The organism is Telmatobacter sp. DSM 110680, assembly GCF_039994875.1.
In the GTDB taxonomy this organism is placed as follows: Bacteria; Acidobacteriota; Terriglobia; order Terriglobales; family Acidobacteriaceae; genus Telmatobacter.
The window spans coordinates 3,694,622-3,708,118 of sequence record NZ_CP121196.1 but is presented as its reverse complement, the minus strand read 5'-3'; the positions used below and the strand labels follow the sequence as shown (position 1 = coordinate 3,708,118).

11 protein-coding genes are annotated in these 13,497 nt (G+C 56.7%); 6 read left to right on the top strand and 5 right to left on the bottom strand.

Annotated features, from left to right (window positions below):
• The first annotated feature begins 241 nt into the window (after positions 1 to 241).
• Positions 242 to 451, top strand: coding sequence for an energy transducer TonB (locus P8935_RS15180; protein WP_348261142.1), 210 nt, complete (start codon positions 242 to 244; stop codon positions 449 to 451).
• A gap of 119 nt (positions 452 to 570) precedes the next feature.
• On the opposite strand, the gene P8935_RS15175 is transcribed toward P8935_RS15180, so the two are convergent.
• Positions 571 to 1,404: a hypothetical protein gene (locus P8935_RS15175; RefSeq protein WP_348261141.1), complete on the bottom strand. Its 834-nt coding sequence runs from the start codon at positions 1,402 to 1,404 to the stop codon at positions 571 to 573.
• A 231-nt stretch (positions 1,405 to 1,635) separates the two neighbouring features.
• On the opposite strand from P8935_RS15175, the gene P8935_RS15170 reads away from it, so the two are divergent.
• On the top strand, positions 1,636 to 2,139 hold the full coding sequence (locus P8935_RS15170; protein WP_348261140.1) for a hypothetical protein: 504 nt from the start codon (positions 1,636 to 1,638) through the stop codon (positions 2,137 to 2,139).
• Positions 2,140 to 2,151: 12 nt separating this feature from the next.
• Here P8935_RS15170 and P8935_RS15165 read toward each other — a convergent pair whose 3' ends face one another.
• From P8935_RS15165 to P8935_RS15155, 3 genes are all read right to left on the bottom strand, one after another.
• Complete coding sequence (locus P8935_RS15165) at positions 2,152 to 3,384, bottom strand: glycosyltransferase family 2 protein (protein WP_348261139.1); 1,233 nt, start codon at positions 3,382 to 3,384, stop codon at positions 2,152 to 2,154.
• A 9-nt stretch (positions 3,385 to 3,393) separates the two neighbouring features.
• Entirely contained in the window at positions 3,394 to 4,635 is a 1,242-nt protein-coding gene (locus P8935_RS15160) for an MFS transporter (RefSeq protein ID WP_348265340.1), read from the bottom strand.
• Positions 4,636 to 5,450: 815 nt separating this feature from the next.
• Positions 5,451 to 6,590 carry a hypothetical protein gene (locus P8935_RS15155; protein WP_348261138.1) on the bottom strand — a complete coding sequence of 380 codons (1,140 nt, stop codon included), beginning with the start codon at positions 6,588 to 6,590 and terminating at the stop codon, positions 5,451 to 5,453.
• Positions 6,591 to 6,717: 127 nt separating this feature from the next.
• Between P8935_RS15155 and P8935_RS15150 the strand changes: the two genes are divergently transcribed.
• Complete coding sequence (locus P8935_RS15150; RefSeq protein WP_348261137.1) at positions 6,718 to 8,976, top strand: winged helix-turn-helix domain-containing protein; 2,259 nt, start codon at positions 6,718 to 6,720, stop codon at positions 8,974 to 8,976.
• 401 nt (positions 8,977 to 9,377) lie between these two features.
• Here the strand turns inward: P8935_RS15150 and queF are convergent, their stop codons facing one another.
• On the bottom strand, positions 9,378 to 9,779 hold the full coding sequence (gene queF / locus P8935_RS15145) for a preQ(1) synthase (protein WP_348261136.1): 402 nt from the start codon (positions 9,777 to 9,779) through the stop codon (positions 9,378 to 9,380).
• A gap of 253 nt (positions 9,780 to 10,032) precedes the next feature.
• On the opposite strand from queF, the gene P8935_RS15140 reads away from it, so the two are divergent.
• The 3 genes from P8935_RS15140 to P8935_RS15130 all read left to right on the top strand — a co-directional run bounded on the left by P8935_RS15140 (position 10,033) and on the right by P8935_RS15130 (position 13,459).
• Positions 10,033 to 11,160, top strand: coding sequence for an efflux RND transporter periplasmic adaptor subunit (locus P8935_RS15140; protein WP_348261135.1), 1,128 nt, complete (start codon positions 10,033 to 10,035; stop codon positions 11,158 to 11,160).
• Complete coding sequence (locus P8935_RS15135; RefSeq protein WP_348261134.1) at positions 11,157 to 12,116, top strand: hypothetical protein; 960 nt, start codon at positions 11,157 to 11,159, stop codon at positions 12,114 to 12,116. The genes P8935_RS15140 and P8935_RS15135 overlap by 4 nt, the downstream gene beginning before the upstream one ends.
• 104 nt (positions 12,117 to 12,220) lie before the next feature.
• A complete protein-coding gene (locus tag P8935_RS15130) occupies positions 12,221 to 13,459 on the top strand; it encodes a TolC family protein (RefSeq protein WP_348261133.1) in 1,239 nt (412 codons plus the stop codon).
• The last annotated feature ends 38 nt before the right edge of the window (positions 13,460 to 13,497 follow it).

Here is a 13,497-nt window from a genome sequence, read left to right as displayed (position 1 = left end):
GACACGGCCTCGGATGAAATCTCGGCGTTGGGCAATGTGATTCATTGGGGAGAATCGCATGTGTATGAAAGCACACGCACTTTTAATGTTCGCAATTCTTATATCATCCTTGCTGTCGGCTCAGACCCCTGCTAAGGAGCATCAACAACCTGGCGAGATCCAAGTTTCGCGCGATGTAGCTGAGAAACTTCTGGTCCACAAGGTTGCTGTGAAAGAAAAATGTGTCGGGATGCCTGCCCGAGTGACAGGGACAGTAGTGATTGGCTTGGACATCGGTGTTCGCGGAAACGTTCTGCACCCCGTCGTAATCTCTGGACCAGCATCGCTGCAGCGAGCAGCTCTGGATGCAATTCGTGAGTACAAATACAGGCCCTACACCCTCAACGGGAAGCCGGTCCAGGTAGAAACGACGGTTTCGGTGCCGTTCACCCTCAATGACGCATGTCCGTGAAGTTCTTTCAACAAAACGAATGGCTCCGCCAAGGCGAAGCCATTCGTGGTGATGCATCGACTAATATCCGGCTAACTCTTCGAATTGAGTTCCGGTAAGTCGATGTAGATTGTGTCGGCTTAGGGCTTCCAGAATGCCGCGTCCGCTTTGATCCAGTCTTCGCTTACATAGCTTTGTTTTGGATTGACCGCGAAGATCTCGGAGTGGGAGGTATCGACTGCGGCACCAAAGAGTGCGTCGAGTTTTGCCATTCCCTCTTCGCCGCCCATGGCTTCAAGGTACTTCTTTTGTCCCACGAAGCCGTCGTCAATGACTGACATGGATGGATCGCCGCTGAGGGCAACGTAGGTGCCCCCTTCGCCCCCGTACATCAACCTGTACATGCCCCAATGCGCTTTGTCGCCAGCTTTTTCATGCGCATCCTTGACCATCTTCACAACCTCATGCCACTCCTTCTCGTGTCCCGGGCGGACATGAAAAGCAAAGACCTGGTAGAAGTGGTGGTTTTGCAGGTCGTTGTGGCTGTGGTAACTGAGCTCTTCGTCTTGCACATACACTGCGGAGTCCACTTCTTCAAGAAGTTCGCCGTCGGCGAGGCTGTCGCGCTCAATTTCTGCAGCAAATGAGGCGTTCTTGGCCATCAGAGCGTTGTCCTTTTCCCACTCGGCGAAGGACGAGTAACGCGTCATATACAAGGAGCGCGCTTTGCCGGTGAGCGAGTTCATTCCGACGTAATTGGCGGGGAACTTTGCCTTCCGGTTTGCATCAACAAACGCACTCTCAGTTTTGTCGTGTGCTGCGCCACCTTTGTAGGGCTTGGTGTATTCACGCGTGATTTGCAAAATGTGAGGCATTGACGACGTTGATGCTGTATCTTGCGCCGCGGCGAGCGAACCGCCAATAACCGCGAGGGACAATCCCCATAGGATGGGGTTGATTTTCTTCATGTTCATAGAACCTCCTGGACTTGCTCGGAGATCACTCGCGAATTGAAAAAGGGGGAGGAGAGCTGGACGCGTGCGTTCCTAAGCTGACCGATTATGGGCCCTGAACCATCAATGTGTATATAGCTTGGTTTCCGAGTTTGGAGTTGGTGGTGTGATGAAAGTACTTTATCGTTCGCGCGGCGAAGCTTAATCTATGGCTCGGTTCCCCGGAAAGGCTCGATTGTGCGCGCGACTCTTGTGAGACTTCTGTTGGTGATTTGCCTCTTCCCCGTCGTTGGATTTGCTGCGAAGAGTAAAGACTGCGTTACTGCGGAGGAAGCTGCAAAACATGCCAACAAGGACGTGTGCATCGATGCGCATATCTACGACGTCGTCGAGTTGCCGGATGGGACGCGGTTTCTGGATGTGTGTCCGCCGGATACGCCAGATGAGAAGTGCGGCTTTACTATCGTCAGCTTGCGTGAGGATCGCGTGGAAGTGGGTGAGTTGCAGAAGTATCGCGATGTGGACGTGCATATGCGCGGGGTTGTCCAAGCGATGCACGGACGCAGCGGCATGGTGCTGAGCCATGCACGACAGTTCTCTGGCGGTCCGCCGAAGTTCAAGCCTAATCCGAAGTTGCTGCATGGATTTTCAGGGGAGCAGGCAAAGCCGCCGATTGCCGATCCGAATCTTCGACCCCATGGTGGACATCGCGCATTTATGAATTCGCGAGACCAGGAAGCGCTACACGGACGATAGAAGCGGAGAGCCCTAACGGAGACGCCACGGGATCATAGCGCGCTTGAGTTCCGCCAGAGGATAGAGGTTCCTCCGCCAGATAACGCCGCCGCGCTTAAGGGTAAGAACCATCGAACGCAGAAATGACCAGGCCAAGATCAGCACAGCCGGCGCGTACAGGATTGCGAGAAGCGGCGAGATGCCGTTCAGTTTTCGATTGGCGTGGAAGCTCATTGCAACACTGATGTAGAACAGCAGACACGCGCCGATTCCCAACGGTCCTGCGGCGAGAGCAAAGAGCGGAAGAATGGCCTGCAGGACAAGTGTCACGCAGGCCATGACAGTTACATCGATCCTGTATCGGAATCCGGCGAAGGCGTTCTTTTCGAGTAGACGAACGATTCCAAAAGGGCCCTGCATCCATGCAATCTTTGCCAGGCCCGGTCCGAGCACCATCATTGACTTTCGGTGCAGCTCCTTCTTGACGAGCCAGCCGAGCGAAACATCTTCGACAATTTCCATACGCAGGCGTTCCATTCCACCGAAGGCCTCGACAGCATCCGCACGCAGCAGGTTGAAACCGCCTACTCCAAAAAAGTCTTTCGCGTTGGGATCCTGGATCTTCCACATGCGCGCAGCCCACTGGCCAAGAGCCTGGAGCGACCCTTGAACGCCAGCTGCCAGCAGACCTTTCTGCGTCAAGGTGGGCACAAGAACAAAATGATCCGCGCTTTCATGGATGGCCGCGCGCAATGCCAATTCCAGAGCATCAGGCGTGAATGCGACATCTCCATCGGTGAAGAGGAGCCACGGGGCCTGAGCGCGTGCGACTCCAAGGGCCAGAGCGTGCGGCTTTCCCAGCCAGCCTCCGGGCAACTCGCGATTGTGGATGATTTCAAGGGTGTTTGCCCCTTTGAGAGTGTTTGAAGCGTTGTCCGATCTTGATGCCACAGCATCCATGAGAGCGCCCGTACGATCTTCCGACCGGTCGTCGATGGCGATGATCTGTGCGCGAACACTTTCGGAGCGGAGGAGCGATTCGAGATTCTGACTGATTGAATCCTCTTCATCGCGGGCTGGAACGATAACGGTCACGTGAGAGAGATTGTCCGCAGGCAACGGTGGGAGCTGATTCTTATCGATAGTGGTGAGATCGAGGACTAACTGCATTCCGCGCAGGGCCGTAACTGAGCGATACAGCCAACTCAAAGCCATCAGCCACGCAAGAGTGATCAACGCAGACCGCAGAACCTCGATGTAAGTCATGGCGCCAGTCTACGCATGGTGGACAACGTTATCCTCCAGCGGAGGAGCAAAGCGAGATCCGATGAAAAGAATGGCGCAGGAGAGGACGAGGGAGACGAGGGTGGCTCCAAGACCGATGCGAAGTGTGGAATGATCGGCGATCTTGCCGATGATCTGCGGTGAGAAGGTATCGCCGAAGAAATGGATGCAGAAGAGGTTCACAGAGACGGCGGTGGCGCGGACGGGCGCAGAGACGGAATTGATGATGGCGGTGTTGAGCGGGCCGGTGTTGAGGAAGAGAAAGAACTCCGCCGCGAACAGCGCGGGAACGGCGAAGCGTGTGGGGCCAAAGAAAAGCAGGATGCCGAATGGGAGTGTGAGGGCGACACTCCAGAAGCTAATCAGGTAGAGTGCACGATGATTCGTGCGGAGCCAACGCTGCGCGATGATGCCCCCGATGGCGGTGCCGAGGATGCCGTCGAGCACCGTGCTGGCTCCGGCAAGCTGGCTGGCTTTGGCGACCGAGAGACCGATGGGGTTGTGAAGGAATTCAGGAATCCAGTTGGAGATGCCGCCCATGGCGAAGGTGAGCATGGCAAGTCCGAAGGTGGCGGTGAGGAAAGCTGGATTGCGGAAAAGACCGGCGAAGGTGGCGCGATCGGTTGTGGGTTTGATGTGATCCTGCGCGCCGCGAACCGGTTCGCTGCCGAAGAATCCGTAGAGCGCTGCAACGATTAATCCGGGGATGGCGCAGATGAAAAACGGTTGGCGCCAGCCCCACAGCGATCCCATTTGACCTCCAGCCACATAACCGAGGGCGGCGCCCACGGGAATCGCTGTGTAGAAGATCGAGAGAATCCGGTTGCGGTCGCGCTCGGGGTAGAAGTCGGCGATGACGGCGGGAGCGAAGATGCCGAATGATGCTTCACCGATACCGACTATGGCGTGGCGGAAGTAGAGGGTCCAATAACCGTGCACCCATGCGGTGCTGAGTGTGGCGAGGCTCCAGAGAACTGCGCCAGCGATGATGAGGGGCTTGCGACGATAGCGGTCGCCGAGCCAGCCGGTGAGTGGCGCGGCCAGCATGTAGACGAAGAACATGGCCGTGGTGAGCGCGCCCATCTGCTCTCGAGTGGCGTGAAATTCATTCTGAACGAGGGAGAGTTCGCCGGGGAGAATGTAGCGGTCGATGTAGTTGAGCAGGTTGAGGGCGATGAGGAGTATGAGCGTGGCGAGAGCGGGCGAGATGCGCGCGCGGTCAGATGGTGTCACTGTCGCCAAGCTGAAGGGCCCTCGGATTTGAGTATCCCATGCGCGGCGGCGAAAGAATCTCCGCAGGGCGACTACCGAACGTCAGGAAGATGAACGGGTTAGGCCCCATCACCGGAGATTAGGGGCGGTACCCCTCCCCCTCCCATACTCTGTGCGTAAATTCCTGAGTTTGTGCAGGTTATGGGCAACACTTTAGCACAAAATATTCTTATCATTGAAGTTATATCCAGATTCTTCTCAACAAAGGACTTACGGGTGAAATCAGGAAGTTTCTAGCTAAATCCTCCATTCGATTGGGCTTGGTGGGCGGAGCGATGCGATTGCTGTGCGCGGGCTGTTTTGGTTCTTCGCATTAAAGTGTGCGCCTTTGAGACTTAATTCAATGCAGATTTTGCGGGGAGAGTTTGCGACGTGACATCAATGACTTGGTCGGCTTTTGCGGGACTGGGGGATTGACAGAAAGCGGGAGGACGTTTGGCAGTTAGAACCTTTGGCGTGAATGGTCCGAACTAGCGAATTTCTCCCCTCGAAGCTTGATGAGTGACTTGGCGATTATGCTCTCATCGAGATCCATCACTGCTCACGGCTGGTCCGCCGTACTTAGGCGCACTCCCCGCTTCACGAAGGAAACCCGACCGACGTTGTCCACACTGCGCACCGAATTCTGAGCAGTTCCTCTAAAGGTCAAATATAAGGATTTCGCGTGCGAAGAGGACGTGGAAAGAAGCATCGGCGGCAAGTAAGCACTCGCAAGACCATGATCCGCAGACTTGTCGCCGACCCGGTTCCTCGTTCCAAACCGCCAACACAGCGATCTACGGTACCCAAACAAACGCGTGGAGCAGAGTGTTCGTGTCGTGCCAGCGCCCAGCTACCAACCCTCGCGCATTGATCCCATACGCCGCCGAACCAAAGAACGATCCCGGCACCGCCATCTGCCCCGGCACATCAAATACAACCGCCTTCCCGTTTGCATAGCGCACAAACGTATGGTTCTCTTCGTTGCTGTCTGTCACGTACCCTACTGTCGTCCCAAAGACGTTCATAGCGTTCACATTTGTCCCTTCGTTGCTGCCGGTGCCTGCCTGCTCCGTCTCGAAGTCCAGGAGTTTTCGTCCCCAGGCGCCTTCAAAACCGTAGTTGACGTTCGACGCGCCCCGAAAGACCGTGCCCGCTACAAGACCCAAATCGTTGATCAGCACATTGCCGGTTCCGATCGGGCTAGTGGTCGCACCCGGAGGATCGAAATTTGCGACTTTGCCCTCCGGCCCGCGCACAAAACCGTGGTTAAACCCCGCTGGATCCGCTACCACACCGGCGATTGCGCCTTCATCGTTGATGGTATCGGGAAAGGTGCCCAGACCCGGCCCCGTGCCGCCTTCGGAGTCATCAAACATCGTGATCGTGCCATCCGATTTCCGTACAAAGCCGTGTCCGGTTCCGGCCTCGTCAAATGAGTAGCCGGTGATCGTTCCCCACACATTGATACTCGTCGCGAACGTAGCTCCCGCCGCGCCTGGCGCGTCGAAGGTTGAGATTTCTCCCCCCGCGTTACGCACGAACCCGTGAAACGCGCCGCTGGCATCTCCGTAGAATCCCGTGATGACTCCCAGGTCGTTGATCGCCTGGGGGCAGGTGCCTCCCGCGTAGTAGAGGCAGTTGGCCCCCGGCGCCGAGTTCGCCCCGGAAACATCGAACTCAACATAATCCCCTTCGGCCGAGCGGACGTAGCCATGAACGCCGCCATTGGCATCCTGTACATCTCCGGTAATTGCTCCCCGGTTGTTGATAGCCGCGGCTTCTGTCCCCGCATAGGCCGCGGTGCTTGCATTGGGTGCGTCAAAGGTCACCAGCTTTTGCGCCTGCGCCGGCAACCCTGTCCCGCTCCATAGCGCGATGACGGCCGCCATCGTCGCCAAGGCCGCATTCTGGCGTAGTTCTTCCTGGATGTGCATAATGTTCCCATCGCCTCCTGAACGTGTTGTTTCGGATCTTCCCCTTGCCAGATATTGGCTGCGGCGATTCTTAAGATGTAAACCGGATCCTGTCTTGACTTCGGCCTGACCTTTTCTTGACGAAATTATGACCGCGAATAAGCTCTTTGTTTTTCGCTTCGGAGATCTTGAAGTCCGCGAGAGCGAGTACTCCGTCGTCCGTCAGGGCAAGATACTGGCCATCGAACCGAAGGCTTTCCGGGTTCTTCTGCTTCTATTGCGCAATCCGCAGCGTGTCGTCTCCAAAGAGGAACTTCTCAAAGCCATCTGGGGCGACGCAGCGGTCACCGAAAACTCGGTGGCGCGGAGCGTGCTCAAGCTTCGCAAAGCGCTCGACGACGATGTCCGCGAGCCGCGCTATATCGAGACTGTAGCAACCGTCGGCTACCGGCTTATCTGCCACGTCGATGCCAGTGAGGAGCCCGACGGTCTGCTTGGCGCATCGCCGAACGGGACAAGGATCATCCAGCCGGCAAACGAGAACATAGATCCTGCAAAGCTTGGGATCGAAGTGCCCCCCGCTTTGCAAGAATCGGTTGAGCCCGTCGATTCACCTTCGCAAGCATCCACCACTCCCGAAGCCACAAACCAGCGGCGAAATCCGCTTCTCTGGCTCTTCTTCGGGATCGCCATCGCGGGCGTTATGGTCTACGAAGGCTGGAATCTGCGTCGACCGCTCCCACCGCCGCACATTTCTTCTTACACGCAGCTCACTCATGACAACCGACGCAAAGGGCTCTTTGCCATCGATGCCTCACGTCTGTATCTGAGCTTCTATCCTGACCCTCGATTCATCGGCCAGCTTTCGACTTCTGGCGGCCCGATCGTTAAGATTCCCACGTCCATCGGATACCCGATGGTGATCGACGCTTCCCCTCATAGCGCCAGGATCCTCATTCTCTCGAGGTATTTGCCTGGACCTGATGACTCGCAGCCGAGCCTGTGGAGCGTTGACCCGGTCGCAAATGTCCAGCAGGTGCTCGCTTCAGGCTCTGTAATCTCGGCAGCCTGGTCTCCGGACGCTCGTTCCGTTGTGTACAGCCGTCGGAACGGAGATATTGAGATAGTTGCCGCAGATGGTACCGACCGTCACAAGATCGCCCATGTTGCAATGAGTTCCAACCACGCGATGATGGATCGAATCAGTTGGTCGCCCGATGGCCGTCTGATTCGATTCGATAACGATGACCGCATTTACGAGATGGGTGCCGACGGTTCAGGTCTTCGCCAGTTCCTGCCCGGTTGGCGCACAGGATCAATGATGTGCTGTGGCCGGTGGACCGCTGATGGAAGCTTCTTTCTTTTCCTCGAGTGGCAAAAGCCGGCCAGGTTCTACCCATTGTTTGCACCCTCTCAGGTTTGGGCGATGGACGAGCGCCGCGGCTTTCTGCGTCGCTCGTCAAAAGAGCCCGCGCAGCTGACGACGGGTCCGATGCGCTGGGGAGAACCAATGCCCAGCACAGATGGAAAGCAGATCTTTGAACGGGGGGTGACTCTCAACGGACAGCTGGAGCGCGCCAGTCCTCGGACCCACCAACTCGAGCTACTCTTCGGAGGTATTTCAGCAGAGTTCGTTGATTTCTCTCCCGATGGCAGGTCGGTGGCTTGGGTGACCTATCCGGAAGGTATTCTTTGGCGTGCAAACCGGGATGGCAGCGATCCTATTCGGCTCACCAACCCGCCGTTTTATCCGACTCAGACTCGCTGGTCACCCGATGGCTCTAAGATTCTGGTTTTCGGTCGCGATGCGCACGACCTCGACAAGGTATATCTCATTTCTCCGCGGGGTGGAGTTCCGCAGCCGCTGTTCGCGGACGATCCTGACGAGCAACTCAATCCATCCTGGTCGCCGGACGGAAAGAAGATCGCGATGAGCTGGTTCTACTCCTCAGGCAAGGAGCCGCTGTCGGAAATCAAGATCTACGATTTGGCGACACACCACATCACGACCGTTCCAGATTCGAAGGACTTCGATAACGCGCGCTGGTCGCCGGACGGACAATGGCTGAGCGGCATAAACATTTACACTACAGAACTGTTCGTATTCAACTTCAAGACTCAGCGCTGGAAGAGCGTCCAGAAGGGTGATAACGACTATCCCATCTGGTCCCATCACGGAGGATACCTTTACTTCCTTCACGGGAGCGCTAACACTGGCATATTTCGTGTCAAGCCCGCAGTAGGCGTCGTCGAGCAAGTGGTCGATCTGAAAGACTTTCGTTTCGCTTCCTACTACAACGGGTGGATCGGTCTCGACCTCGACGATGCGCCGATGGTGCTGCGCGACGTCGGCGGCGACGATATTTACGCTCTGCGCTTCGAACCTGATTCGGTTCAGAGTCGCTGAGGCGCCTAGGTGGACATCGCTTGCGAACTCTCAGTTCGTCGCCTTGTGGCGAAGGAACTCTCTCTTGGCGGGTCCCGCCACAGGTGGTAATCGTGCTGCCGCGATCTACTCTCCCATCGATTCGGCCAAACTCAACGGCCTTGATGCAGCCAGCCCTTCAAGGATCTCCGCGCCTTCCCGCAATGGCGCGCAAAGGTGCTGAATAACTAGACGGCTTCTGTTGGAGGCATCCTGCCTCAATCGACGTATTCAGGCCAAAGCGCTCATCGAAGTCTGTTCGCTGTTCCCAGTGCGGAAGCTTGGATGACAGCCGTGGTTTCGTTCTGCTATCTGAAATCTCGGGGCAGTTCCTGCGACTTCGTCGCGCTTCGCTGCTGGTGAGACCGCCAGATTTTTGACTCTCACTCTTTGGGGCGGGGCCAGCGGGCTTCTACGGTAGTGGCTATGCCGCCGCGGGGACGGAATTCTCCACGAACCACGGCCCAGACGGGATCGCAGGCTTTTACGACGTCTTCGAGGACCTGGTTGACGATGTTTTCCTGAAAGATGCCGAGGTTGCGGTAGCTGAAGAGGTATTCCTTGAGCGATTTGAGTTCGAGGCAGCGGCCGCGTGGCATGTAGCGGATGGAAAGCGAACCGAAGTCCGGCAGTCCGGTCTTGGGGCAGACGGAGGTCAATTCGGGGTCGTCGATAACGATTTCGTAGCCGGGAAACTGATTCTGCCAGGTCTCGATGGCGGGAAAGGCGAAGTCGAGCCCGGCTTTGGCGTGGTCATCGGTGTAGCGCGGTTGCGAAGAAGACATAGAGATATTGTACGAGGGACCGGGATGAGCAGGAGGGATCAGGATGAACACTGCGGTCTGCAAGTTTCTACATCGTATTCCTGTAAATTTCTGCACCTAAGGGCTTTGTGATGAGTCTTATATACTGGCTTTGGTCGCCTTCATGGTTACAGAAAGAAAGCAGTTAGACCGCAAATGGCTTTGGTTGGGTGCGGTCGTCATCCTTATTTTTGTATATTTTGGCGCTCGATCTCTTACGCGAGATCGCTTGCCCGTGCATGCGGCTCAAGTGTCACAGGAGCCTTTAGCGAGCACCATCAGCACCAACGGAATCGTTGAGCCCATTCACCCTATCGAGGTTCATGCTCCAATTCCGGCGTTGGTGAAGGCCGTTTATGTGCAGGCAGGCGACACGGTTTCAGTGGGCAAACTCCTGCTGCAACTAGATGATATTGATGCCCGCGCCAAGCTGGCCAGTGCGGACAGTGCGGTGAAGGCCGCTCAGGCCTCTTTGGAGGCAACGACGCAGAACGGCACACTGGAACAGCGGCAGGCGGCAACTGCTGATGTTGCTCGCAATAAATTAGAACGCGACCAGGCACAACGTGACGTGGATGCGCTGGTGAAGTTAAGTGCCACCGGGGCTGCGGCTCCGAGCGAGGTTGCAGCGGCACGGCAAAGACTGGCGACCGCCGAAGCGAACTTACATGCTGCGGAAACGGCGGTACAAAGCCGCTACTCCCCTGCCGAAGTGGCACGGGCACAGGCGGCGGTGCGCGATGCGGAGGCGGGCAGGCAGGCGGCGCAGCAAGTGCTTGCTGAGTCGTCAGTGCATGCTCCTGCAGCAGGGACAATTTACAGCCTGAATGTGAATGCAACGGAGTTTGTGGAGCAAGGCAAACTATTGCTGCAAATGGCTGACCTGCACCAGGAGCGGGTACGTGCATATTTCGATGAGCCGGAGATTGGGAAGCTGGCCGTGGGCCAGGCCATCCTGATCAAGTGGGATGCCAAGCCGGGTCAAGTGTGGCACGGCAAAATTGAACGCGTCCCGATCACGATCATCAACTCAGGCACACGCAACGTCGGCGAGGTTTTGATTCATATCGACGATATGGATGGACAATTGTTGCCGGAGACCCATGTGACGGTGACGGCGACAACCTCGAGCCAGGAAAATGCGTTGAGTATTCCTCGCGAGGCGCTGCGATCAGAAAACGGCAAGACTTATGTCTTCAAGATTAATGGCGATGAGTTGAAGAAGACATATGTGGTGACCGGCGCTCTGAATCTGACGCAGGTCGCCATTCTTTCCGGACTGCAGGTAGGCGACTGGGTCGCGACGGGAACCACGACCGGACAGCCTCTTCAAGAAGATGTCCCAATTAAGAGAGTCCGGTGACGAGCGCACTCGCAATCACTTTGCTGGCCGCGGCGCTTACGTCTGCAAAGGTGGATGTGCCGAAGGATGGCCTTGCGCAGGCCAATGCCGCGCTGCAATCGGGCGAGGCGGACCGGGCGCTGACGCTGCTGAGTTCCCTGCCGTCGTCTGCGGAGACGCATAATCTACGCTGCAGAGTTCACTTCATGCTGGAAAACTGGGACGATGCGGCGAACGAATGCGAACAGGGATTGAGGCTCGACGGGCAGAGTTCAAACGAACACCTATGGCTGGGACGTGCATTAGGCGAGAAAGCAGATCATGCCTCATTCATAAGCGCATACAACCTGGCGAAGCGATCGCGGGCGGAGTTTGAGCAAGCGGTAAGCCTCGATCCGCGCAACGGAGAAGCGATGGCGGATCTGGGTGAGTTTTATACTTCGGCGCCAGGCGTGGTGGGCGGCGGCGTTGATAAAGCGAGAGGACTGGTTCCCTCGCTCGAGAAGGTGGATCCTGCGCGTGCCCACATTCTGTTGGCGCGGATTGCTGAGAGCCAGAAGGATATTGGCGCGGCCGAGCGAGAGTTTAGATTGGCGGCTATGAGTGGCGATCATCCTGCGTTCGGGTGGATGTCGCTCGCCAGTTTTTATCGTAAACACGAGCGCTGGGACCAGATGGACGCAGCAGTCGAAAATGGCTACAAAGCAGCGCAGCATGACCGTCACGCGGGTGTTGCGCTATACAACGGATCTTCAGTATTGGCGAGGAGTAAGCGCAACCTTCCGCTCGCGGTGAAGATGCTGGAGGAATACCTGCGAGATTTTCCGCACACGGAAGAAGGTCCGGCCTTTGAGGCATACACGCGGCTGGCGCGGCTCAAGGCGCAGTTGGGTGACAAGAATGGCGCGCTGCAGGCAAAAGCGGCGGCCTTGCAGCTGGCACACAATTACAAACCGGCATTGGGGCTGACGTTTTGAGGGTCTTTGGATTATTGGCGAGAGATGCACGTTCCGGCGTGGGGCGGGTGTGGTCGGGGATCGCGATAGCAGTGATCTGTGCGGCCACGGCAGGACACGCACAAGTGTCCCTTAAGACCGTAGTGGACCTGGCGCAGAAGAACAGCACAGGGGTGCGGGCCGCGATGGCCGATGTGAATAAGGCGAACGCGGTACTGTCGGAGAGCAAGGACGCGGTTATTCCTTCAGTGAACGTTGGGACGGGATTGCCGGTATTCCCGGAAGTAGGTTTCACGGGATCGCCACCATCCATCTGGAATGCGACGGTGCAGTCGCTGGTCTACAGTATTCCCCAAAAAAAATACATCGACGCTGCGCGATTTGGAGTGCAGGCAGCAGCAGCGCGGTTGAAGGATGCGCGCGAGCAGGTAGCTCTAGATGCTTCGACGGCGTACATCGAGCTTGATGCGGTAAATCAAGAACTCAATACCGTACACCAGCAGGAACAATTCTCGACGCGTCTTGCGGATATTGAGCAGCAGCGGACCGAAGCTGGCGTAGATGCAACGAGTGAGATGTTACAGGCGAAGCTTTGGGTGGCAGAAATTAAGCTGAAGCGTCTGCACCTTGAGGCGCGCGCAGCGGTGCTGGAAAAGCAGCTAGCCATTCTTACCGGACTTCCTGAAGGTTCGATCAAGGCCGACCACGCGAGTATTCCAGAGATTCCGCAAGTTCATGGGGAACCGCCTCGGGATATTGCGGGTGTGCGTGCCGCTCAGCTGGTGGGGATGTCGAAGATGCTGCAGGCCAAGGGAGATCGGGAGGTAAGTTATTTCCCTGAGTTGCGCTTCTTCATGCAATACAACCGGAATACAACGATCCTGAACGATGTGAACAAGTACTTTGCCACCAGCCTGCCGGCGAACAATTTCGCCTCAGGCATAGGCGTTCAGATCCCGATTCTCGACATGGGACGGCGCGCTAGAGCCAAAGAATCGGCTGCCGATGCATTGCGGTCAACGGTCGAAGCAGAGCAAGCGGAGAAGCAGAACGACCTTGCGATTGCTGACCTTAGCGGAAGTATTCGCGAACTTGATACCCAGGCAGAGATTGCGAGTCTAAAACAACAGATCGCGGATGAGCAGTTGAAGACCGTGTTGACGCAGTTGGAGTTAGGCAATGGGGCCGGGCCGGGCTCACAGCCGCAAACTAGCCCCAAGGCTGAGCAACTGGCACTGATCGATGCGGGGCAAAAGAATGAGGATGCACTGGATGCAGGTTTCGAGCTGGCAAAAGCGCGTCTTAACCTGCTGCGTGCGCTGGGCCACATGGACGACTGGCTGCACGAACTGAAGGCCAAGTAACCATAGCAATACACACCTTAAAGCCGCGTAAAAACACG

Excerpts from the sequence above, each read along its gene's own strand:
- P8935_RS15175 (WP_348261141.1), bottom strand. The coding sequence starts at position 1,404 with ATGAACATGAAGAAAATCAACCCCATCCTATGGGGATTGTCCCTCGCG.
- P8935_RS15165 (WP_348261139.1), bottom strand. The coding sequence starts at position 3,384 with ATGACTTACATCGAGGTTCTGCGGTCTGCGTTGATCACTCTTGCGTGG.
- P8935_RS15155 (WP_348261138.1), bottom strand. The coding sequence starts at position 6,590 with ATGCACATCCAGGAAGAACTACGCCAGAATGCGGCCTTGGCGACGATG.
- P8935_RS15150 (WP_348261137.1), top strand. The coding sequence starts at position 6,718 with ATGACCGCGAATAAGCTCTTTGTTTTTCGCTTCGGAGATCTTGAAGTC.
- queF (WP_348261136.1), bottom strand. The coding sequence starts at position 9,779 with ATGTCTTCTTCGCAACCGCGCTACACCGATGACCACGCCAAAGCCGGG.